Annotated in this window: 23 protein-coding genes; 2 read left to right on the top strand and 21 right to left on the bottom strand. The window is 69.8% G+C overall.

The genetic code is table 11. The features are described from left to right. Window positions 1-49: 49 nt before the first annotated feature. The 4 genes from ACZ6SF_RS00115 to ftsY all read right to left on the bottom strand — a co-directional run bounded on the left by ACZ6SF_RS00115 (window position 50) and on the right by ftsY (window position 6,058). Window positions 50-2,503: a [protein-PII] uridylyltransferase gene (locus tag ACZ6SF_RS00115; RefSeq protein ID WP_466061281.1), complete on the bottom strand. Its 2,454-nt coding sequence runs from the start codon at window positions 2,501-2,503 to the stop codon at window positions 50-52. Between the two features lie 116 nt (window positions 2,504-2,619). Beyond that, window positions 2,620-2,958 carry a P-II family nitrogen regulator gene (locus ACZ6SF_RS00110; RefSeq protein WP_357423477.1) on the bottom strand — a complete coding sequence of 113 codons (339 nt, stop codon included), beginning with the start codon at window positions 2,956-2,958 and terminating at the stop codon, window positions 2,620-2,622. Window positions 2,959-2,963: 5 nt separating this feature from the next. Next, on the bottom strand, window positions 2,964-4,253 hold the full coding sequence (locus ACZ6SF_RS00105; RefSeq protein WP_466061280.1) for an ammonium transporter: 1,290 nt from the start codon (window positions 4,251-4,253) through the stop codon (window positions 2,964-2,966). 221 nt (window positions 4,254-4,474) lie between these two features. Beyond that, complete coding sequence (gene ftsY / locus ACZ6SF_RS00100) at window positions 4,475-6,058, bottom strand: signal recognition particle-docking protein FtsY (protein ID WP_466059280.1); 1,584 nt, start codon at window positions 6,056-6,058, stop codon at window positions 4,475-4,477. A gap of 166 nt (window positions 6,059-6,224) precedes the next feature. Between ftsY and ACZ6SF_RS00095 the strand changes: the two genes are divergently transcribed. Beyond that, window positions 6,225-6,614 carry a DUF2237 family protein gene (locus ACZ6SF_RS00095; RefSeq protein ID WP_280401323.1) on the top strand — a complete coding sequence of 130 codons (390 nt, stop codon included), beginning with the start codon at window positions 6,225-6,227 and terminating at the stop codon, window positions 6,612-6,614. Window positions 6,615-6,659: 45 nt separating this feature from the next. On the opposite strand, the gene smc is transcribed toward ACZ6SF_RS00095, so the two are convergent. From smc to ACZ6SF_RS00025, 14 genes are all read right to left on the bottom strand, one after another. Beyond that, window positions 6,660-10,286 (bottom strand): chromosome segregation protein SMC, encoded by a 3,627-nt coding sequence (gene smc / locus ACZ6SF_RS00090; RefSeq protein ID WP_466059279.1) that lies wholly within the window; start codon window positions 10,284-10,286, stop codon window positions 6,660-6,662. Window positions 10,287-10,430: 144 nt separating this feature from the next. Further along, window positions 10,431-10,850 (bottom strand): DUF1707 SHOCT-like domain-containing protein, encoded by a 420-nt coding sequence (locus tag ACZ6SF_RS00085; RefSeq protein WP_466059277.1) that lies wholly within the window; start codon window positions 10,848-10,850, stop codon window positions 10,431-10,433. Window positions 10,851-10,979: 129 nt separating this feature from the next. Beyond that, the gene (locus ACZ6SF_RS00080; RefSeq protein ID WP_466059275.1) at window positions 10,980-11,276 is read right to left on the bottom strand and encodes an acylphosphatase; all 297 of its coding nucleotides are present in this window, start codon (window positions 11,274-11,276) and stop codon (window positions 10,980-10,982) included. Window position 11,277: 1 nt separating this feature from the next. Continuing rightward, the gene (locus tag ACZ6SF_RS00075; RefSeq protein WP_466059274.1) at window positions 11,278-11,754 is read right to left on the bottom strand and encodes an OsmC family protein; all 477 of its coding nucleotides are present in this window, start codon (window positions 11,752-11,754) and stop codon (window positions 11,278-11,280) included. A 51-nt stretch (window positions 11,755-11,805) separates the two neighbouring features. Further along, window positions 11,806-11,949, bottom strand: a complete 144-nt coding sequence (locus ACZ6SF_RS00070; RefSeq protein ID WP_466059273.1) for a hypothetical protein — start codon at window positions 11,947-11,949, stop codon at window positions 11,806-11,808. A gap of 166 nt (window positions 11,950-12,115) precedes the next feature. After that, window positions 12,116-13,642: a PstS family phosphate ABC transporter substrate-binding protein gene (locus ACZ6SF_RS00065; protein WP_466059271.1), complete on the bottom strand. Its 1,527-nt coding sequence runs from the start codon at window positions 13,640-13,642 to the stop codon at window positions 12,116-12,118. A gap of 130 nt (window positions 13,643-13,772) precedes the next feature. Further along, window positions 13,773-14,858, bottom strand: a complete 1,086-nt coding sequence (locus tag ACZ6SF_RS00060) for a winged helix DNA-binding domain-containing protein (protein ID WP_466059269.1) — start codon at window positions 14,856-14,858, stop codon at window positions 13,773-13,775. Between the two features lie 51 nt (window positions 14,859-14,909). Then, a complete protein-coding gene (locus ACZ6SF_RS00055; RefSeq protein ID WP_466059267.1) occupies window positions 14,910-15,968 on the bottom strand; it encodes a PHP domain-containing protein in 1,059 nt (352 codons plus the stop codon). 3 nt (window positions 15,969-15,971) lie between these two features. After that, window positions 15,972-16,553, bottom strand: a complete 582-nt coding sequence (locus ACZ6SF_RS00050; protein ID WP_466059265.1) for a dihydrofolate reductase family protein — start codon at window positions 16,551-16,553, stop codon at window positions 15,972-15,974. A gap of 103 nt (window positions 16,554-16,656) precedes the next feature. Next, window positions 16,657-17,532, bottom strand: a complete 876-nt coding sequence (gene mutM, locus ACZ6SF_RS00045) for a bifunctional DNA-formamidopyrimidine glycosylase/DNA-(apurinic or apyrimidinic site) lyase (protein ID WP_466059263.1) — start codon at window positions 17,530-17,532, stop codon at window positions 16,657-16,659. Beyond that, window positions 17,533-18,255 (bottom strand): ribonuclease III, encoded by a 723-nt coding sequence (gene rnc, locus ACZ6SF_RS00040; RefSeq protein ID WP_466059262.1) that lies wholly within the window; start codon window positions 18,253-18,255, stop codon window positions 17,533-17,535. It abuts the gene before it with no gap. 14 nt (window positions 18,256-18,269) lie between these two features. Further along, complete coding sequence (rpmF, locus tag ACZ6SF_RS00035) at window positions 18,270-18,452, bottom strand: 50S ribosomal protein L32 (protein WP_039825884.1); 183 nt, start codon at window positions 18,450-18,452, stop codon at window positions 18,270-18,272. Window positions 18,453-18,454: 2 nt separating this feature from the next. Next, window positions 18,455-19,114, bottom strand: coding sequence for a YceD family protein (locus tag ACZ6SF_RS00030; RefSeq protein ID WP_466059260.1), 660 nt, complete (start codon window positions 19,112-19,114; stop codon window positions 18,455-18,457). A 128-nt stretch (window positions 19,115-19,242) separates the two neighbouring features. After that, window positions 19,243-19,989 (bottom strand): DivIVA domain-containing protein, encoded by a 747-nt coding sequence (locus ACZ6SF_RS00025; protein ID WP_466061279.1) that lies wholly within the window; start codon window positions 19,987-19,989, stop codon window positions 19,243-19,245. 325 nt (window positions 19,990-20,314) lie between these two features. Between ACZ6SF_RS00025 and ACZ6SF_RS00020 the strand changes: the two genes are divergently transcribed. Beyond that, entirely contained in the window at window positions 20,315-20,794 is a 480-nt protein-coding gene (locus ACZ6SF_RS00020; protein ID WP_466061278.1) for a GtrA family protein, read from the top strand. Here the strand turns inward: ACZ6SF_RS00020 and coaD are convergent. The 3 genes from coaD to ACZ6SF_RS00005 all read right to left on the bottom strand — a co-directional run. Further along, complete coding sequence (gene coaD / locus ACZ6SF_RS00015; protein ID WP_466059258.1) at window positions 20,762-21,247, bottom strand: pantetheine-phosphate adenylyltransferase; 486 nt, start codon at window positions 21,245-21,247, stop codon at window positions 20,762-20,764. The genes ACZ6SF_RS00020 and coaD overlap by 33 nt on opposite strands. Window positions 21,248-21,250: 3 nt before the next feature. Next, entirely contained in the window at window positions 21,251-21,844 is a 594-nt protein-coding gene (rsmD, locus tag ACZ6SF_RS00010; protein ID WP_466059257.1) for a 16S rRNA (guanine(966)-N(2))-methyltransferase RsmD, read from the bottom strand. Next, window positions 21,841-22,536 (bottom strand): biotin/lipoyl-containing protein (locus tag ACZ6SF_RS00005; protein ID WP_466059255.1); only part of this gene is annotated, 696 nt, incomplete at its 5' end. The genes ACZ6SF_RS00005 and rsmD, both read right to left, overlap by 4 nt.

The following is a 22,536-nucleotide window of genomic DNA, read 5'->3' as shown; positions in this document are numbered from 1 at the left end:
TCACGGCAAACGGTGGGCAATCGACGCGTAACGGTGACCTTCGCGTCGGTCACCGGTCCTTTTCCGCCTCCGGGGGTTTACGCGGCGCGGGTCGCGGCACCTCCTGCAACAGCGCGGATTCCAGTTCCGCGCGCCGCCGCGGGCCGGCCTCTTCGCCCAGGTCGAGGGAGAAGACGTCCACCACGAACGACCCCATGGTGACCACCTTCGCCCAGCGGACATCCGCGCCCGCCCCGGCCAGCACGGCGGCCAGCCGGCACAGCAGCCCGATCCGGTCCTCGGCCCGCAACTGCAGGATCACCTGTCCCGCAACGCCGGTTTCCGCCCAGATGAGCCGGGGTTCGGCCTGCGCGTAGCGGGCGGCGCCCAGGGTTTCGCGTTCTTTGGCGGCCAGCGCCGCCCGGACGTCGAGGTCACCGGCGATGGCCCGTTTCAGTTCCTGCCGCAGCAGTCCGGCATCCGGCGGCCCGCCGAAGGTCGGGGTGACGACGAAGGTGTTGACCGCCGACTCCCCGGCGCCGCCCACCGACGCCGAGAGCACCCGCAGCGAATGCAGGGCCAGCACTCCGGCGGTATTCGACAGCAAACCCGGAGTATCCGGGGCGATAACAGTGGCGATATGGGTGTATTTGCCGTCGCCGGGGGCCAATTCGACGTGCACCCCGCCCGCCGCGGCCCGGGCCAGCAAATCGTCCGGGATGGGTTCGGGCTCGGGCAACTCCTCACCGGCCATCACGGTCCGGCAGCGGCGCACCAGTTCGCCGATCAGCGTCGCCTTCCACTCGCCCCACACCCCCGGACCGGTCGCCAGCGAATCCGCTTCGGCCAGCGCGTGCAGCAGTTCGAGGCGACGCGGGTCGTTGTCCAGGGCGTCGGCGACGTACTGGACGGTGGCGGGATCGTCGATATCGCGGTGGGTGGCGACATCGGGGAGCAACAGGTGATGGCGCACCATCGCGCTGAGAATCTCCACGTCCGACGGCCACAACCCCATCCGGCGGCCGATCTGGGTGGCGAGTTCGGCGCCGACCGCACAGTGGTCCTCGACGCGGCCCTTGCCGATATCGTGCAGCAGCGCCCCGAGGGCCAGCAGATCCGGCCGCGCCACCCGGGTGCTCAGCGCGCTCGCGTAGGCGACGGTCTCCACCGAATGGCGGTCCACCGTCCAGACGTGCACGGCGTCGCGGGGCGGAAGGTCACGGACCGCACCCCATTCGGGTAGCAGCCGGCCCCACAGTCCGGTCCGGTCCAATGCCTCGACGGCGTCGATGACACCGCGTCCGGACCCGAGCAGGACCAGCAGATCGTTCAACGCGTCCTTGGGCCACGGTTCGCGCAGTTCCGGGGCGTCCTCGGACAATCGGTTCAGCGTGGTCGCCGACATCGGCAGACCGGTCTGGGCCGAGGCCGCCGCCACCCGCAGGATCAGGCCCGGATCACGTTGCGGCCGGGCGTCCCGGGCCAGTACGACCTCGCCGCCGTGTTCGACCACGCCTTCGTCCAGGGGCCGCCGCACCGGCATCCGGCGCAGCCGCGCGAGCCCGCGCCGCGGTAGCGCGTTGCCCGCGGTGCGCATCCCGACATCCACCGAGTACACGACCGTGCGGGCGGCGTCGCTGAGCGTGCGGGCCAGATCGAACCGATCGCCGATCCGCAGGGCCGCGCCGATCTCGTCGGCGTCCTGGGCGCGCAGCTGATCCCGGGCCCGGCCCGCCACCCGGTGCAGTTCGGTGCGGACATCGAGCAGTTTGCGATGTGCCTGGGCCAGACCGCCGCCCGGCGCGTCCGGCCCCAACCCGGGCATGGCGTCGGTGAGCTGAGCGATGGCGAGCGCGTCCAGCAGCTGGATATCGCGCAGACCGCCGCGACCGCTCTTCAGATCGGGCTCACTGCGATGGGCCACCTCACCGCTGCGTTCCCACCGGGCCCGCACCCCGGTGACGAGTTCGTCGAACCGGCCGCGGATCCCGCTGCGCCAGTCCTTGCGGATACCGGCGATGATCCGCTCGCTGAGTTCGGGATTGCCCACGATATGTCGGGCGTCGAGCATGCCGAGCGCGGCGACCAGATCGTCGGAGGCCACCTTCAGCGCCTGCGGCACGGTGCGCACACTGTGGTCGAGTTTGATATGCGCGTCCCACAGCGGATACCAGAGCCGGTCGGCGATCTCGGCGACTTTCTTCGGGTCCATGTCCTCGTGCAGCAGGACCAGATCCAGATCGGAATAGGGCAGCATCTCGCGCCGGCCCAGACCGCCCACGGCCATGATCGCCAGCCCACTGTCCGGAGTGATACCGACCTCGGTGCCCTTCCCGGTCAGCCACAGCTCGTACAGGTCGACCAGCGCCTCGCGCAGGGACTCCGCGTCCAGCCGCGGATGGCGGGGCTGCCCGCCGCCGAGCAATTGATCCCGGGCCCGCACCAGATCGGCCGCGCCCTGTGACAGAGCGGCCGCCTTACCAGGCCCGCCCCGCGCCCCCTCGGGCTCCCGTTCCTGCCGGATCTCACCCAACGAAACCACCACCCGTTCACACAGGCGACCCCGCCCCGACCGGTGTCCGGTGGGAGCGGGGCCGCTGTCGTCGTTTACACCCGCCGTCGCGACAACGCGACGCTGTTCTATAGCGCGTCGGTCCCGCGCTCGCCGGTGCGGACCCGGACGATGGTCTCGACCGGAGTCACCCAGACCTTGCCGTCTCCGATCTTGCCGGTCCGCGACGCTTCCACGATCAGATCGACGACCCGGTCGGCCGAACTGTCGTCGACCACGACCTCGACCCGCACCTTCGGGACGAAATCGACCGAGTACTCCGCACCGCGGTACACCTCGGTGTGGCCCTTCTGCCGTCCGTAACCCTGCACCTCGCTCACGGTCATCCCGAAGACGCCCGCCTGTTCCAGACCGGTTTTGACGTCCTCGAGCGTGAACGGTTTGACGATTGCGGTGATCAGTTTCATGGGGTTCATGCCTCCTTGCCGGCCGAACGTGCGGTTCCACCCAGTGCAGCGAAATCGTATGCGGTTTCCGCGTGTTCGGAATCGTCCATCCCGGTGGACTCCGCTTCGGCGTCGGCACGCAGGCCGATGGTGAACTTGATCGCGTACGCGATCACCAGGGCGATCACGAAGGAGTACAGCATCACCGCGACCGCGCCGAGGGTCTGCCGGCCCAGCAGTTCGAGGTCACCGCCGTAGAACAGGCCCTTCGCGGCGGCCGGCGCCTCGGGAGCGGCGAACAGGCCGATCAGCACCGTGCCGAGAATACCGCCGACCATGTGGATACCCACGACATCGAGCGAGTCGTCGTAGCCGAACTTGAACTTCAGGCTCACCGCCAGGGCGCAGACCGCACCGGCGATGGCGCCGATGGCCAGCGCGCCGAGCACGTTCACCGAGGAACAGGAGGGCGTGATGGCGACCAGACCGGCGACGATACCCGAGGCGGCGCCCAGCGAGGTCGGCTTGCCGTCACGGATCTTCTCCACCACCAGCCAGGCGATCATCGCGGCGGCGGTGGCGACCAGGGTGGTGATGAAGGCGGCGCCGGCGACACCGTCGGCGGCCGCCGCGGAACCGGCGTTGAACCCGAACCAGCCGAACCACAGCAGCGCGGCGCCCAGCATCACGAACGGCAGGTTGTGCGGGCGGAACGGGGTTTTCGGCCAGCCCGCGCGCTTACCCACCACGATGGCCAGCGCGAGCGCCGCGGCACCGGAGTTGATGTGGACGGCGGTACCACCGGCGAAGTCGATGGCCTCGACCTTCTCCATGATCCAGCCGCCGCCCCAGACCCAGTGCGCGACCGGGAAGTACACCACGGTGGCCCAGATACCGGAGAACACCAGCCAGGAGGTGAACTTCAGGCGGTCGGCCACCGCGCCGGAGATCAGGGCGACGGTGATGATCGCGAACATCGCCTGGAAGGCGACGAACACGGTCGCCGGGATGTTCCCGATCAGCGGTACGCCGGCGGATTCGTCTCCGAATCCGGCGATCAGGGTCTTGAGGCCGAAGAACTGCCCGGGGTCACCGAGCAGGCCGCCTTTGTCGGTACCGAATGCGACCGAAAAGCCGTACAGCACCCAGAGCACAGTGACCACGGCCATCGCGCTGATGCTCATCATGATCATGTTGAGCACGTTCTTGCCCCGGACCATACCGCCGTAGAAGAACGCCAGGCCGGGTGTCATCAGCAGGACGAGCGCCGCGCTCGTCAGTATCCATGCGGTGTCGCCGGCATTGGGCGCGCCGATCACGGTTTCCACCAGTTTCCTCCCTCATCTTCTGGCCCGCCGTTCGCACAACGTTGGGCCCGCTACTGAAGGGTGCTCATTCGGTGTTTCATCCGTGACGCTCTGGTGTTTCACCTAGGTGAATCGATCGCGCCGAAATGTTTCGGGTATGTTGCTTCCTCCCGAAATGGCGCCCGGTCGGTACGGGGAGACCCCCCGAAACCGACCGGGCCGGCCCCGGCTCAGCCGAGCAGCGCGTCCACGAACGCCGACGGTTCGAAGGGGGCCAGATCGTCGGCGCCCTCACCGAGCCCGACCAGTTTGACCGGGACCCCGAGCTCGTGCTGGATCTGAAAGACGATGCCGCCCTTGGCCGTTCCGTCCAGCTTGGTCAGCACGACGCCTGTGATATCCACCACTTCGGCGAAGATCCGGGCCTGCATGAGACCGTTCTGCCCGACCGTGGCGTCCAGCACCAGCAGCACCTCGTCCACCGAGGCCTTCTTCTCCACCACCCGTTTGACCTTGCCCAGTTCGTCCATGAGCCCGGTCTTGGTGTGCAGGCGGCCGGCGGTGTCGACCAGGACCACATCGACCCCGGTGTCGATACCGGTGGACACCGCGTCGAAGGCCACCGCGGCCGGATCGGCGCCCTCACGCCCGCGCACGGTCTCCGCGCCGACCCGCTCCCCCCAGGTCTGCAACTGGTCGGCCGCGGCGGCGCGGAAGGTATCGGCGGCGCCGAGCAGCACCCGGCGGCCGTCGGCCACCAGCACCCGCGCGAGCTTGCCGGTGGTGGTGGTCTTCCCGGTGCCGTTGACCCCGACCACCAGCAGGATGGACGGGTGATCGGCGTGCGGCAGCGCCCGCACCGAACGATCCAGATCCGGTCGCAGCGATTCGATGAGCACATCGCGCAGTACGGCCCGGGCCTGGTCGGCGGTGCGCACGCTGCGCGCGGCCATCTCCTCGCGCAGCCGCTCCACGATCACCGTGGTGACCGCCGTGCCGATATCGGCCAGGACCAGGGTGTCCTCGACCTCTTCCCAGGAGTCCTCGTCCAGATCGCCGCCGCCCAGCAGGCCCAGCAGGCTCTTACCGACGGCGTTCTGGGACCGCGAGAGCCGCCCGCGCAACCGGGTCAGCCGGCCGGAGGTGGGTTCGATCTCCTCGACCTCGGGCACCAGATGGGCGTCGGCCGCGGTGTCGGGAGCGATCACCGTGGCGCCGGAGGTGTCCGCCTCCGTGGGTTCCGCCGCCGGCGCCTTCGTTTCCGGAGCCGGCGTTTCGGGGGTCGCCGTACCCGTGCCGGATGTGGCGGCTTCGGAGGCCGCGGCCGATTCGGCGGCGGTTTCGGCCGTATCCGCGGTGGCGCCGGGCGCGGTTCCGGTATCGGCGGTGTCCGACTCCCCGGGAGTCGGCGGCGCGGCGGTCTCGGCGGACCCGCCCGCATCCGGTTCGGCGGGGGCGGTGCCCGCGCCGGAATCCACGGTATCGGGCAGTGTGACGTCGGTGATCCCGCGGCGCGGCGCGTCCCGGGGGACGGCCGCGTCGTCCCCGATATGGGGCTGACCCTCGGTATCGGTCCGCTCAGTGGGACTCGGCGGCGCCGGGGTCGCGGTCGCTCCCCGGCCGCCCTGGCTGAAGGAGAAACCACCCGCCGCCTGATATCCACCCGAGCGGTCGGTGAGTTCCTCCTTCCCCGCCGGCGGCGCCAGCGAGACGCGGCCGCGCTTGTACCGGACGAAACCGGCCACGAGCGCGACCAGCAGTACGGCAGCGATCACTGCGATCAGAATCCAGGCTTGCGCACTCACGCCGACCATCCTTGCAGAGGGCCACCGGGCCGCCCGCGACCCGGCCCGGCCCGCGCGGCGGGAGGCCGGAGCAAATGGACGCATCCAGCGCTTTCCCAGCTCAGGGCCCGGAACACGGCCGATGAGATTTCTTGTCCTGCGGAACTTCTCGCGACAGGACAATAGGATCGGCGATGTGACCGATCGAAACGTGCTTGGGGGTCCGCTACAAGAGTGCGGCACCGATCCTCTGACCGGGTTCTACCGGGACGGCTGCTGCAGCACCGGCCCGGAGGATCTGGGCAGCCACACCGTGTGCACGGTCGTCACAGCCGAGTTCCTGGAACACCAGGCGTCCATCGGCAACGATCTGAGCACACCGCGTCCGGAGAACAATTTCCCCGGCCTGCAGCCCGGGGACAGATGGTGTGTGGTGGCGGTGCGCTGGTTGCACGCGCACGAGGACGGTGTCGCCGCGCCGGTGGTGCTGGCGGCGACCCATGAGAATGCCCTGGAAGTGATATCGATGGAGATCCTGCGCAAATACGCGGTGGATGTGCCCGACGACGTCAGCGATCTGCTGTGAACGCCGCGGCCCCGGCGCCGCGGTGTCCCGGCCGCGGTCGCGCGGTCAGCCGGCGGAGCCGGTGGAAGCGAGATCCTGTCCGCGCAGTCGCTGCGAGATGACCTGGGTGATCCCGTCGCCGCGCATACTCACGCCGTAGAGGGCGTCGGCGATCTCCATGGTCGGCTTCTGGTGGGTGATGACGATCAGCTGGCTCTTCTCGCGCAGCTGTTCGAACAACCCGATGAGCCGGCGCAGATTGGTGTCGTCGAGCGCGGCCTCCACCTCGTCCATCACGTAGAACGGCGAGGGCCGGGCCCGGAAGATGGCCACCAGCAGCGCCACGGCGGTCAGCGATTTCTCGCCGCCGGACAGCAGCGACAGACGCTTCACCTTCTTCCCGGGCGGGCGGGCCTCCACCTCGATACCGGTGGTGAGCATATCGCCGGGGTCGGTGAGCAGTAGCCGGCCCTCACCGCCCGGGAACAGCGCCGAGAAGACCTGGACGAACTCCCGCTCCACATCGGCGTAGGCGTCGGTGAACACCTGCAGGATGCGCGCGTCCACCTCCGACACCACGTCGAGCAGATCCTGCCGGGCCTTCTTGACGTCCTCGAGCTGGGTCGCCAGGAAGTTGTAGCGCTCCTCGAGGGCCGCGAACTCCTCCAGCGCCAGCGGATTCACCTTGCCGAGAGTGGTCAGATCCTTTTCTGCGCGTTTGGCGCGCCGCTCCTGCGAGGCGCGATCGAACCGCATCGGCGCGGGCGCGGTGACCGCTTCCCCGCGTTCCTTGGCCTGCTCGTATTCCCGCATCTCGAGTTCGCTGGGCGCCAGCGCGACGTCGGGTCCGTATTCGGCGATCAAATCGTCCAGCGCGATACCGAACTGCTCGGCGATAGTGGTTTCCAGCTGCTCGATCCGCAGCGCGGCCTGCGCCTTGGCGACCTCGTCGCGATGCACCGCGTCGGTGAGCTGCCCGAGTTGGGTGCTCAATGCCCGGACCCGTTCCTTGATCTGGTCCACACCGGTCGCGCATTCGGTACGCCGGCGCACCAGATCGTCGCGCCGGGCGCCCGCCGCGGCCACCACCTGTTCCAGCCGGGTGGCCAGTTCGCCACCGGATTCGGCCACGGCCGCGGCCACCTGCGCGGCCCGGCGCCGGGCCGCCTGGGCGCGTTCGGCCCGGGCCCGCGCGTCGCGTTCGGCCCGGGCGGCGCGGCGCAGCGAATCCGCTTTACCGCGCACCGATTCGGCCCGCTCCTCGGCCGTGCGCACCGCCAGGCGGGCCTCGACCTCCATCGTCCGGGCCTCGGCCAGCGCGGCGGCGGCCTCTTCCCGGGCCAGCGCCGCCGCCTCGGTTCCGGCGGCGCCGGCCTCGTCGCCGCCGGAATCGGCCTGTTCGCGTTCGACGTGGCGCAGCCGCTCCTCGAGTTCGGCAAGCGCGGTGAGCGTCTGCTCCCGGGTGGTTTCGGCGGTGGTCCGCTGACCGATGACCCGTTCGGACTCGGTCTGGGCGGTACGCACCGCCGCGCCCAGCCGCCCGAGCCGCTCGTAGACGGCATTGAGGGTCTGATCGGATTCGTGCAGGGCGAGCAGGGCCTGATCCACCGCGTCCTTGCGGTCGGACTGCTCGTCGAGCGCGCCGGCCAGGCTCGCCTCCAATTCCTCGGCACGGCGCTGCGCGGCGCGCAGTTCCGATTCGGCCGCATCGATCTGCGCCTGCACTTCGAGCCGGCTCGGCGACCGGTCGGACCCGCCGATGAGCCACCCGGTTCCGGCCAGATCTCCGTCACGGGTGACGATCCGCAGTTCCGGGTGGGAGCCGAGGAGGGCGGCGGCCGCGTCCAGATCCGGGACCACCGCCACCCGGTGGGTCAGCGCGGCCACGGCGGCGTGCACGGTATCCGGGCAATCGAGCACATCCCGCAGCCAGCGGGCCGGATCGGGCAGTGCCTCCCCCGGTTCGGCGCCGGGCGAACCGCCGGAACCCGCGTAGACCAGCGCGGCCCGGCCACCGTCGGCCTTACCGAGGGCGCGCAGGGCGCTGCGCGCGGTATCGCCGGTATCGGCGACCAGTGCCTCGGCCACCGGGCCGAAGACCGCGGCGACCGCGGTCTCGTACCCGGTGTGCACCCGCAACTGTTCCGACAGCGGGCCCAGCAATCCGGCCGGATGGTTCTCGGTGAGCCAGGCCGCACCGTCGCGGCTGGCCAGGTTCATGCCGAGTGCCTCGATCCGCGCGGTCAGCGAGGCGACCTTCTTCCCCGCGTCGCGATCCTCGGCACGCAGTTCGGTGACCCGCCGATCGGCCAGTGTCAGCGCTTCCACCGCGTGTTCGTGCTGGGCGTCGAGACCCGCTTCACCCGCGTCCAGTTCGACGAGTTCGTCCTGAACGGAGTCGAACTCGGTCTGCGCCTCGGTGCCCCGCGCCCGCGCCTCGGCGAGTGTGGTCGACAGGCGCACGATCTCGGCATCGGCGGTCTGGGCCTTGGTGCGCAGGTTGTCGACCTGGCCCGACAACCGCACCAGCCCTTCCCGCCGGTCCGCGATCGCCCGGACCGCGGCCAGATGGGCCTGCTCGGCGGCCTTCGCCGCGTGTTCACGGTCGGCGAGTCCGTCGCGGGCCGCTTCGAGGGTTTCACCCGCCATCTCCACCGCCTCGCGGAGTTCGGCCTCCTCGGCCTCGACCCGGTCGGCCTCGGCTTCGAGCTGGTCCGGATCACGACCGGTGCCGGTGGGGGCCGCGGTGTCCAGGTGGCGGGCCCGGTCACCGGCGATACGGATGGTCGCGTTCACCCGTTCGGTCAGCGCCGAGAGCTGGAACCACAGCTGCCCGGCCGCCTCGGCGCCGGGAGTCAGCCGGGAGAGTTCGTATTCCTGCTGGGCCAGCGCGGCCTGCGCGGCGTCCAGTTCGCTCTGCACGGTGATCTGCTGTTCGCGCGCGTAGGCCTCTTTGCTCTGCTGGCTCTCCAGTTCGCCGCGGCGGGTCACCAGATCGTCGGCGGCCAGACGTAACCGGGCGTCGCGCAGATCCGCCTGCACCGTCTGCGCGCGGCGCGCGACCTCGGCCTGGCGGCCCAGCGGTTTGAGCTGGCGGCGCAATTCGGCGGTGAGATCGGTGAGGCGGGCCAGGTTGGCCTGCATGGCATCCAGTTTGCGGACGGCCTTTTCTTTGCGTTTGCGGTGTTTGAGCACACCGGCGGCCTCTTCGATGAAGGCGCGGCGGTCTTCCGGCCGCGATTCGAGAATGGCCGACAGCTGCCCCTGGCCGACGATGACATGCATCTCCCGGCCGATACCGGAATCGCTGAGCAGTTCCTGCACGTCCATCAGGCGGCAGGAGTTGCCGTTGATCTCGTATTCGCCGGCGCCGTCCCGGAACATCCGGCGGGTGATGGAGACCTCGGCGTAGTCGATGGGCAGCGCGCCGTCGGAGTTGTCGATGGTCAGCGTGACCTCGGCGCGCCCCAGCGGCGCGCGGCCGGAGGTGCCGGCGAAGATGACATCCTGCATCTTGCCGCCGCGCAGCGCTTTCGCCCCCTGTTCGCCCATCACCCAGGTGAGCGCGTCGACGACATTGGATTTCCCCGACCCGTTGGGGCCCACCACGCAGGTGATGCCGGGTTCGAACCGCAGAGTCGTCGCGGACGCGAAGGATTTGAACCCCTTCAACGTCAAGCTCTTCAGGTGCAACGCCGACGACCCTTTCCGCCTCCATGAACTGTTCGCCTCACCCAGGCCGATCAGTCATCGTATAGGTCCGCGTCGTCATGCCCCCATCCGGCGCACCGGCCGTGGCCGTCCGATTGCCGGAACGGGCGCCGAGGCTACCGGCCGTTATGCCTTACGGCCATGGCAGACACCCGCTTCGAGACCGGTGGCCGCGCGTACCGCCAGCACCGCACCCCACGGCCCGATGACCCAGATGGGCCAGAAGTAGGTGAAGGCTCCGACACCGAGCGAGACGGCGGCCCAGATCACCAGCACCAGCACACTCACCGACAGCCAGGCGCTCGCCTCGATCCGCTGCCAGATCGGGAAACGCCGCCGGCGGCGACTCGGCGCCGGCGCGGGCGCGGCGGGCAGATCCGCCAGGACGGCCCGCAGATCCTCGCGGGTGGTGGTCCGGTAGACCTGCGCGACCCGCTGGTCGTATTCGGTGAGGTCGAGGCGCCCCTCGCCCAGGTGCCGGCCCAGCTCCCCCACGATGCGATCACGTTCGGCGTCGGAGGCCCGGGTTCCCGTCGAGATCTCCATAGCGTTCCCCTTTGAGGTCGACCCACATTCCACTGTGGAACTCAATCCAGGATCCTACTTCCACAATGGAATGTCAAGGGTTCGCGGCCGCCCGCCCCATTGCCCACGGACCCGCGAGCGCGGTGCTCCTCAGCGTTCGACGAACCCCGCGAACCCGCCGCGCGCGGGCTCCCAGGATTCCACCACCAGATCCACCCGGCCGGGCGTCTCTCCCGAGCGGAGCAGTGCCAGCAGCCGGCCCGCCGCGTCGCGTCCGCCCTCCGCGATCACGTGCACCCGGCCGTCCGGGGCATTGGTGGCCTGACCGGTGAGCCCGAGTTCCAGCGCCCGGGACCGGGTCCACCAGCGGAAACCCACACCCTGCACCAGCCCGTGCACCCAGGCGCTCAACCGCACCGGGCTCGTCTCGTCGACGCCGCCGGTCATCTCAGTCGGCGGTATCGATCTCGAAGGACAACGTCACCTTGCTCCCGGCCTTCAGCGTCCGCCCGACCGTGCACACCTTGTCGATGGCCCGCTGCACCGTGACCAGCAACCGTTCCCGGGCCGCTTCGTCGAGTTCGCTGAGGTCCAGTTCGAACACCTCGTCGAGCTGCGGGTAGACCTCGTTCTCGCGGTCGGCCGCGCCGGACACCCGGATGGTGGCGTCGTAGTCGTCACCGAGACGGCGCGACAGCGGGAAATCCGAACTCATCCCGGAGCAGGCGGCCAACGCGATCTTGAGCAGTTCACCGGGTGTGAAGACCCCCGGTACGCCGTCGGAGCCGACCAGCACTTCCGCGCCGCGCGAGCTGCGGCCGGTATAGCGCCGGGTGCCGGTGCGCTCGACCCACAGCGTGGTCGGACCGGGTGCGGCGGCGGGGGACGTATCGCCGGCCGGCGCCGCGGTGGTGTCTTCAGCCATGCTGCGATCCTGCCATCCCCGGCCGCGGGGAACGAACCCGTCCGCCGCCGGTCAGCGCCTGCCCGGCGGGCGCGGTGCCCGGACCGGCACCCGTATCGCGCGGTGTTCCCGGGCCTCCAGCGCCGCCGCGGTCACTCGCAGCAGCAACAGACCGGCGATGAAAACTGCGATCAACGCACACGCCACCACGGACATGCTCGTCCTCTCCCTCACGCATCGCGCGGGACCGGTGTCTCCGGCCGCCACTACGGTGCCGCGCTGTGAAACTACCCGCGTTCCACGGAGCAGAACCGGCCGCTTGCGCGATCTTTACGCCCCCGCCGATGTCGCGTCGCACACGTCGGCGCGGGGCGGCCGCCGCTCAGTCGCCGGGCCGGCACCACGACGGATCCGCGAGTTCGGCACAGGGCAGGTTCCCGTACGACCGGATCACGTCCTGACCGGCCTCGGCGGTGAGGAACCGGAGAAAGCTCGCCCCGAGCGAACCCGGCGCGAAGTCACCCTGGGAGAACGCGTACTCCACACCCCAGAACGGGTAGGCCCGGGCGGCGGCCTCCTCGCGGGTCGCCGGCCGCCCGTCGATCGTGACGCTCACCACGCCCTCGGTGGCTGCGGCGTCGGCACTCTCGCTGTAACCGACCGCACCGCTGGTCTGGGTGACCTCGGCGAGCACATCGGCGGTGGTCAGCGTCTGGCACCGGCCGGACCCGGTGCCGCGCCGCAATTCGTTGCAGGTGATTCCCGCCTCGAACTGCTGCGCCGAGTCGAGCAACCGCGTCTCGAGGTTCCACCGGCTGCCCGACCCCGGATAGCGGTTCACGACGCGTACCGGCCGATCGGCGCCTCCCACCTGCTGCCAATTGGTGACCCGGCCCAGGAACAGATCCCGGATCTGCCCCACCGACAGATCCCGCACGCCGGTATCCGGGTGTACGACCACGCTGAACAGCGAGAGCGCCAGCGGTCGCTGCACCAGTGCGGGGTAGCCGGCGTCCTTGGGCGCGTCACCGATCGCCAGCAGCGTTCCGTCACGGCCCTTTTCATCGGCCACCGCCGCCATACCGCGTTCGCTGCCCTCGAACCCGTATGCGAAGTCCGAACCGGGGCAGGTTCGTTCGTAGAGTTCGCCGGCCTCCCGCAGCACCCGTTCGAACGCGGTGGATCCCACGACCGTGAGCGTGCCGGTGGCGCATCCGGCCGGCGCGGGTTCGGGCTCGACGGCATCGATCACCGTCATCGCGGCGATCACGGTGACCAGGAATCCGACGAGCGCCACCATCAGCATCGAGACACCGGTGCGGCCGCGGGTTTTCGCGACACCGCCCGCGGTCACCACCCCCTGCATGGTGGGTTCGGGATACTCGCCGGTGCCCGCGGTGCGTTCCAGAGTCGCCAGGATCTTGTAGTGCTGCGACCGGTTGAGCGGCACCTTCGGCAGGTCGATCACGCCGATGTGCTGCGATCCGGGCAGTTCCCGGTGCGCGAACCCGGATTCCGGTTCGAAGCACACCGCGAGTCCGTCGTCACTGAGTTCGGTGACCGCCATCCCGATCACCCGGCGGTCGGGAAAGAGCAGATGCAGACCTGCCCGGCCGTCCGCCGCGGTCACGTAGTCGGCGGCGGTGATGGTGGTGGCCCCGCTGTTCTCGATCCGGACCAGGACCACCGACAGATCCTGCAGGTTGCGGTCCGGGCCGTCGTCGGTCTGCCGCAGATGCCGTAAGGCACCGGCGTGCCCCGAATCGGCCTCACCGGTGACCGGGGTGTCCATCTGCACCCGCCAGCCGAGCCGCTTCCGTCCGACGAAGACGAATTCCCAGACGAACGCGCCCACCGGAATGGCGATACCGGCCAGCGGGAGAACGATATTGAACAGCAGTGCACCCACCGGCGGCTACCCTCCCCGAAACATCCCTGTTGCCTTTATCTTTCGACAGTCACCGCCGAAAGCGGCGGCACCCGGCAACTGTTCGGCCATCGTTCACCACCCGGACATCCGCGGCCCGCCCGGGTCACGCTCACTCGTCGAAGACGACCGCGCCGTCCGGGTCCGCGCCCACGAACGCGAGCAGCCGGCGCGCCTCGGTCACGACCTCGTCCCGCGCACCGGCGCCCAGCGGATGCCACGGCTGGATCCGCAGTGTCGTCCCGTCCAGTGCCCATCGGCCGTGCACGAACCCGTCCACCAGATACACCGGCACACCGCCGGATGCCTCGCGCGCGGTGCGCCGCCTGTCCTCCTCGGAGACGATGCGGCGCCGGTCCCGGTAGCCGAGTACGGCGTTGTCGAACGCGGGCAGGAAACGAACCGGGACCACCAGACCGGGATCGGCGAGCGGGGCGTCGGGAAGATCGAAGAGCTCCGCGCCCTCCGGACCGCGCAGCACCCGCAATCGCGGCCGGAGCGGGACGATCACCTCCCCCAGCCGGGTCAGACCCGACCAGGCCTGGATATCGGCGACGGTCGCCGGGCCGAAGGCCGCCAGGTAGCGGACGATGAGCGTGCCCGGATCCGGCGCCGCCAGGGCCGCCCCGATCCATTCGTCGGCCAGGCCGATGGTGACGTAGCGATTGCGCCAGCGCCCCCACTCACCCGATTCGGCGCCGTGCGCCATCGGCACCAGCACCTCCACCGACTCCGCGAGCCGGCGGGTATGCCGCCCCGGGAAGCGTCCGGCCAGTTCGCGGCCCAGGTCCCTGCGCGACAGCTGCCGACCGGCCAGCAGTTCGCGCCCGGCGGCCGCCAGCGCCGGCAGGTCGATACCGTCGATCTCGGTGCGGTAGTACGCGGTGTTGAGGGCTCCGGCCACGAAGGGCTGCACGGTGGGGCGCAGCCAGCGGAAATCCTCGGCCGTACTCAGATGCACGGTGCGCCGCAGGGTGGTCGACCGCACCAGTTTCCGGTCGCGCAGCAGGGCGGCGAGATCGTCGGGCCCGAACCGGGAAAGCCGCGACCACAGCCCGATATAGGGCCAGTTCGGCTCCTGTCCCTGCACCGCCACCAGATGCCGGATCAGATCATGGGGCTCCAGCTCGGCGCGGGCCGTCAGATGCTGGCGCACCAGCAGGGTCCGGTTCAGTGCCCGCAGGGAGAGTTCGCGCATACCGGGCATTATCGGTGGCGGCACCGACAATTCGTCCGGTTCCGAGCCGGGTCAGCCGCCGGAGGCGCGCGTCCACTCCAGGAGTTCGTCCACCGGCCGGGTGTTGATGATCCGGCCGGGGTCGATCCCGCAGGCCGCCGCGCGGGCGCACCCGTAACCCTGCCAGTCCAGCTGGCCCGGGGCGTGCGCATCGGTATCGAGCGCGAAATCGCAGCCCATCTCGGCGGCGAGGCGCAGCAGCCGCGACGGCGGATCCCGGCGTTCGGGACGACTGTTGATCTCGACCGCGGTTCCGTAGCGGCGGCAGGCCTCGAACACGATCTCGGCGTCGAAATCCGATTCCGGCCGCGTCCCGCGTCCGCCCTCGACCAGACGCCCGGTGCAGTGACCGAGCACATCCACCCGCGGGTTCGCCACCGCGTACACCATCCGCCGGGTCATGGTGTCGCGATCGTCGCGCAACCGGGAATGCACGCTGGCCACCACGATATCGAGCTGTTCGAGCAGATCGGCGTCCTGATCCAGCGAGCCGTCGTCGAGGATATCCACCTCGATCCCGGTGAGGATCCGGAAGGGCGCCAGTTCGGCCGCCAGTTCGGCGATCACGTCGAGTTGGCGCCGCAGCCGCTGCGCGGACAATCCGTTGGCGACGGTAAGCCGGGGTGAATGGTCGGTGAGCGCGCAGTACTCGTGGCCCAGGGCCGCGGCACAAACCATCATCTCCGCGATCGGGCTGCCACCGTCGGACCAGTCGGAATGAGTGTGCAGATCACCGCGTAACCGCTGCCGGATCGCCGCACCCTCCGGTCCGATCGGCGTCGCCGCCGCGCGTAGTTCGGCCAGGTAGCGCGGCACCCGGCCCGCGTACGCCTCCTCGATGACCGTGGCGGTCTTGGGCCCGATACCGGGTAGCTCCCGCCAGCTGGTCGCGGCGCGGTGACGATCCAGTTCGTCGGCGCCGAGCCCGGCCAGGGTGTCGGCGGCCCGCCGGTAGGCCTTGACCCGGTAGGTCTGCTCCCGGGCCCGTTCGAGCCAGAACCCGATCTCGCGCAGCGCCGCCACCGGCCCCGGCGCGGATGCCGCGGTGCTGTCCGGTCCGGCGCCGGTCACGGGTCAGCGACTCCGGCCGTACTTCACGAACGCGACACCGTCCTCGAAGACCTGACTGGTGATGGTCCGGAAATGGGCGGGTTCGGGCAGCCGCGGGCCGGTGCCGAACAGCGGCCGGCCCTTCCCGAGCACGATCGGATACAACTTCAGATAGATCTGGTCGATCTCCGGCAGCAGTACCTGGGCCAGCTCCCCGCCGCCGCACAACCAGATGCCGAGCCCTTTCTCCCGTTTGAGCTCCCGGACCCGGGCCAGCGGATCGGCCGCGATCAGTTCCACGGCCGGGTCCGGGGCGCCGGGCAAGGTCGTGGACACCACGAACTGCCGGAGATGGGCGTAAGGGCTGGAGGTGCCGGTACGGACCCCGAAATCATGGGTTTTCCGGCCCATGATCACCGTGTCGAAGTTCGCGTTGGGCCGCTCGATTCCGAGCGTCTCGCGCACTTTCGACGGCAGCGTCTCCGGGTACTGCGCGGTGATGGTGGGCCCGTGATCGCCACCCACCGGGAAGAAATCCACCGACCCGTCCTCGGTGGCGATGAACCCGTCGATGGTGGCGGCGACGTAGTAGGTGAGTTTGCGCATGGCGTCCCTCCCAGACGGACCGGGGTGATCTTGCCCCGGAACAAACCGTAACGCGCGAGGGGCTCCGAGGCGAGAGGCCGGACGAAGACTCCGGGCCGGAGGATCAGCGCCGCCGCGGCGGCGGCTGGCAGCGCGGACACGAGTACGAGGAGCGGTTCATGAACTTCTCCCGCACGATGACCGCCCCGCAGCGCCGGCACGGCCGATCACCGCGACCGTAGACCGCCAGCGCCCGCTCGAAATAGCCGGATTCGCCGTTGACGTTGACATACAGCGCGTCGAAGGAGGTTCCGCCCGCGGCCAGCGCGTCACCCATCACGGCCCGGGCGTCGGCGAGCACGCGCCGCAGCCTGGGTTTGGTCAGGGTGGCGGCGAGGCGGTTGCCGTGTACCTCCGACCGCCACAGCGCCTCGTCGGCGTAGATGTTGCCGATGCCGGAGACCACCGTCTGGTCCAGCAGCACCCGTTTGATCTCGGTGCGTTTGGCCCGCAGGGCGGTGACCACGGCCTCGTCGTCGAAGAACGGGTCCAGCGGGTCCCGCGCGATATGCGCCAGCAGATAGGGCAACCGGGTCCCGTCGACCGAGACCAGCGGGGCCAGCACCCAACCGCCGAAGGTGCGCTGGTCGACGAACCGTAGTTCGCGCCCGTCGTCGAGGGTGGCGCGGATATGCGTGTGCTTCTCCACAGGTGCGTCCGCGGATTGCACCAGCATCTGCCCGCTCATACCCAGATGCACGACCAGCGCGTCCTCGGCCGGATGGCCGCCGGGATCGCGGAAGGTGAGCCACAGATACTTACCGCGGCGTTCGGCGGTGTCCACCGACAGCCCGGTGAGCCGGGCCGCCATATCCGCGGCGCCCGCGATATGGCGGCGCACCGACCGGGGATGGGTGACGGTCACCGATTCGACGGTCCGTCCCGACAGGTGCTGGGTCAGGCCGCGGCGAACCACCTCGACCTCGGGAAGTTCGGGCATTCAGGATTCGCCGGTCAAAGCGCGGTAGGCCGCACCCGCCGCCTTCTGTTCGGCTTCCTTCTTCGAACGCCCGACTCCCTGACCGTAGGCATCACCGGCGATCACGGTGGTCGCGGTGAATTCCTTGTCGTGATCGGGGCCGGTGGAGGTGATCTCGTAGCTGGGCACGCCGAGACCGCGTTCGGCGGTCAGCTCCTGCAGGCTGGTCTTGAAGTCCAGGCCCGCGCCCATCCGCGGTCCGCGCTCGAGCAGATCCGCGAACAGCCGCAGTACGACCTCGCGTGCCACATCGATCCCGTGCTCGAGATGGACGGCGCCGAGCAGCGACTCCATCCCGTCGGCCAGGATGCTGGGCTTGTCACGGCCGCCGGTGAGCTCCTCGCCCTTACCGAGCAGCAGATGCACACCCAGGCCGCCGTCGCCCAGATTCCGGGCCACCTCGGCCAGCGCGTGCATATTCACCACACTGGCGCGCAGCTTGGCCAGCTCACCTTCGGATTTCTCCGGATGCTCGTGATAGAGCCGTTCGGTGATGCTCAGGCCGAGGACCGAATCCCCGAGGAATTCCAGCCGCTCATTGGTCGGCAGCCCACCGTTCTCGTACGCGTACGAGCGATGCGTCAGCGCCAAGCGCAGCAGATCGGGCCGGACCTCGACGCCGAGTGCGGCGAGCAGGTCCGCGTGATCGCTGCGCTCGCCGGATTCGTCCTTGCCCGCGGTCAACGGTAGACCGGGGATCAGACGGCCGAAACGACCTGGCGGCCCTTGTAGGTACCGCAGGACGGGCACGCGATATGCGGCGGGGTCTTCTGGCCGCAGGCCCGGTTCGGGCAGGTGATCAGGGTGGGAGCGGCGGCCTTCCACTGGCTGCGCCGCGACCGGGTATTGGAACGGGACATCCGGCGCTTGGGAACGGCCACGACTACTTCTCCTCTGTACTGTTACGTGCTGTCTCGGTGGAATGATCTCCGGTGGCCGCACCCTCGTCGGGGCTGCCGCTGCCGGGCGATCCGGGGGCGAATTTCGCCAGCCCGGCCCAGCGGGGATCAAGTATCTCATGCCCGTGATCGGATCCCGCAATCGCCATCCGAACACCGCATTCGGGGCACAGTCCCGCGCAATCCGGAGCGCACAGCGGCTGCAGCGGCAGTTCCAGGCCGAGCTGATCCACGACCAGGGGTTCCAGGTCGATCAGGTCATCGCTCATCCGGTAGACCTCGTCGTCCTCGGAGGTCTGATCGGTGGTGCTGTCCGGATAGGCGAACAGCTCGGTCAGCGACAGCTCGAGGCTATCGGTGAACTGCTCCAGGCAGCGCGAGCACTCCCCGGTCAGCGGCGCGGTCAGCGTGCCGGTGACCAGCACTCCTTCGGACACCGACTGCAAACGCAGGTCCAGCTCCACGTCGGAACCGACCGGCACCCCGATCAGGTCCAGTCCGAGGCGTTCGGTCGTGGTGACCGTCCGCGCCAGCTCGCGCATCGATCCCGGGGCGCGACCGAGGCTGCGTACATCCAGCACGAAACCCGCGCCGTGTGCACGTGGTGCACCGGAGCGCGAGCGCGCGGTGGTATCGGCAGGCATCGAAACACTCCACTCGAGTTCGTTCGGATTGTTGGGTTCGTGCCGGAATCGGCAGGCAACCACCCCACAGTACGCGACCCGCCCACCCCCGGTAAAACCACAGCCGCTTCCCGACCGCCGGCTTCACATCAACGCCGGAACTCCGAGGCGTAGTCCGGGACCCCCGACCCGTTGCGCAGCTGCTGCCGGCCACGGCCGACGGTGCGCAGAGCGCCGCCCAGCGTCTCCTCGAATTCGGCGAGTTTGCTGTCCACGTAGTGATCGCAGTCGGCGCGCATCCGGTCGGCGTCGGCGTGGGCGGTATCGATGAGCCGGGCCGATTCCGCGTGCGCGGCGCGGACCACCTCGGTGTCCTCGACGAGCCGCCGCTGCTCGGCCTGACCGTCGGCCACCGAACGATCGAAGGCGGCCTTCCCGGCCTCGACCATCCGATCGGCCTCGACCCGGGCCCGGCCCGTCACCGCTTCGTGTTCGGCCTTGGCGTCGGCGACCAGCCGTTCGGCCTCCGCGCCGGCGGTATCGACCAGCCGGTCGGCGTGGGCGGTGGCCTCCGACACCATGCGGTCGGCGTGTGCCTTCGCTTCGGCGAGGATCCGGTCGGCCTCGGCGCGGGCGTCGGCGACGGTTCCGGCGGCCTGCTCGTCGGCGACCCGGACGGTTTCCTCGGCGAGCCCGCGGGCGTCGTCGACGATCTTGTCCCGGTGGTCGAGCACATCCTGCGCGTCGTCGATCTCGGCAGGCAGCGCGTCGCGTACATCGTCGAGCAGGTCGAGGGTGTCCGGACGCGGGACGATGCAGTTGCGCGTCGCGGGGATCCCGCGTGCTTCCTCGACGATGGCGACCAGTTCGTCGAGCGCCTCGAATACCCGGTACATGCTCACTGTCCTCCTGCTGACGTTCGGCGAGATATCACGCCGTTCCCAGTGTGCCCCGGGCCGGTGGCTGTGCCGAACCTACTTTCGGTGTGTCGCCGGTTCGACGTGATTCAGGCGATTCCGGACAATCAAATGGAGACGCTTTCTCCGCTTGGTGTTAAATTCATAGAACGCCCGCCGCACCACGGCGGGACGGATATCCCTTGCCCGATCGGAACCGCCCATGACCATCCTGCAGCTGCCCTCCCCCCGGGCACTGGACCCCGGGGATCTGGATCTCGAATGGCCGGAACCGTTCGTGCGCGGCGCCTGGCGGCAGCGATTGATGCGGTACCTGCGCGGCGACCGCGCGTTTCCCCAATTGATCCGGTTCGCGCTGGTCGGCGGGCTGAGCAATATCTCCTACGTGCTGCTGTTCCTGAGCCTCACCGGAGCCGGGACGCTGCTCGCCAATATCGTCGGTTCGGTGGTCAGCACCGTTCTGGCCAACGAACTGCATCGCCGGCTCACCTTCCACGCGGCCGAGCGGGTGGGCTGGTTCACCGCGCAGTGGGAGGGCGGCGGCCTGGCACTGCTCGGCCTGGGCATCAGCACCGCGGCACTGGCCACCCTGGAGGTTCTCGCGCCGGATCTGGCCGAACCGGCCCAGGCGGGGGCCGTGCTGGCGATCAGCGCCGCCGTCGGCGGGCTGCGTTTCCTGGCGCTGCGCGGCCTGGTGTTCCGCCCGCTGCGCCGGGTACGGGAAGTGACGGCGCAGCGGGAGCGGGTGGGGTCAGCCGGCGCGCTCGGCGAGCCGGTCGAGTAGCCGTTTGTGCACCAGCGGCGGCAGCATATCGGTGACGTCGCCGCCGAACGCGGCCACTTCCTTGACCAGGGAGCTGGACAGATAACCGAACGCCGGGTTGGTGGCGATGAAGAAGGTGTCCACCCCGGAGAGCTTCTTGTTCATCTGCGCCATCTGGAGTTCGTAGCCGAAGTCCCCGGCGTCGCGCAGACCTTTGACGATGGCGGTGATGCCCTGTTCCCGGGCGAAATCGACCGTCAGACCCTCCCAGGACGCGATCCGCACGTTCGGCAGGTCCGCGGTGGCGTCGCGCAGCAACTCGATCCGCTCGTCGATCGAGAACATGCCCTGTTTCTTCTTGTTGACATTCACGGTGACGACGACCTCGTCGAACTGCTCGGCGACCCGCCGGAACACGTCGAGATGGCCGTTGGTCACCGGATCGAACGACCCCGGGCACATAGCTTTTGCCATGGTTCAGACGCTAGCAGGTTCGCCGGATTCGGCCGGGTCAGCGCCCGGGTACACCGCCGACTCGATCCGGGTCTCCCCGTAGCGGCGCGCGGCGCCGGCCGCGAACCCCGCGGGCCATTCGATTTCGGCCGATCGCGCGGACCGTTCGATCAGCAGTAGCGCGTCGGCGGCGAGCCACCCGTGGGCGGCGAGCGCCACCAGATCGGCCCGGACGGCGTCGGTGGGCAGATCGTAGGGCGGATCGGCGAAGACCAGATCGAAGGCGCCCGCGCCGCCCTGGGCCAGCACCTGCGTCACCGTACCGGCCCGGACCTGCGCACCGGCGAGCCCCAGATCGGCGATATTGCCACGCAGCACCGCGGCCGCGCGCCGGTCGGATTCGACCAGCAGCGCCGCCTCGGCGCCACGCGACAGCGCCTCCAGGCCGAGCGCCCCGGATCCGGCGTAGAGGTCGAGCACCCGCGCGCCGTCGAGGTCCATCCGGGACTCGATCGAGGAGAACAGGGCCTCCCGCACCCGGTCCGAGGTGGGCCGGGTGCCGGCGGGCGGCACCCGCAGGCGCCGTCCGCCGGCCCGTCCGGCGACGATCCGGGTCATTCGGATTCGCGCTCGGTCAGCTCGACCAGCAGGTCACCGCCTTCCACCTGCTGCACCTGGGTGATCGCGACCCGGCCGATGACACCGCCGCGGGGCGCGGTGATGGCCGCTTCCATCTTCATGGCCTCGATGGTGCCGATGGTGTCGCCGTGGGCGACGCTATCGCCCTCGGCGACCGTCAGTGTGACGACACCGGCGAAGGGTGCGGCGATGTGATGCGGGTTGGTGCGGTCGGCTTTCTCCGCGGCCGGGATCTCGCTGGCGATGGACCGGTCGCGTACCGGAACCGGCCGCAACTGGCCGTTGAGGATGCACATGACGGTACGCATCCCGCGTTCATCGGGTTCGGCGATCGCCTCGAGCCCGATGAGCAGGATGACGCCCTTCTCCAGCTGGACCCGGTGTTCCTCGCCGTGACGCAGCCCGTAGAAGAACTGGTTCGCCGACAATCCGGTGGTATCGCCGTACTTCTCGCGGTGGGCCAGGAATTCCGCGGTCGGGCCGGGGAACAGCAGCCGGTTCAGGGTGGCCCGCCGCTGTTCGGAGGTACCGGCCAGCCCGGCCTCGTCCTCGTCGGTCAGCGGGGTCTCCGGTTTCGCGGCGCTGCGGCCGGCGAGCGCCTTCTCCCGGAACGGTTCGGGCCAGCCACCCGCCGGGGTACCGAGTTCACCACGCAGGAAACCGATCACCGA

This window comes from Nocardia sp. NPDC049935, assembly GCF_055586645.1.
Note: the sequence above shows the minus strand (reverse complement) of the source record. Positions and strands in the feature narration are given on the sequence as shown.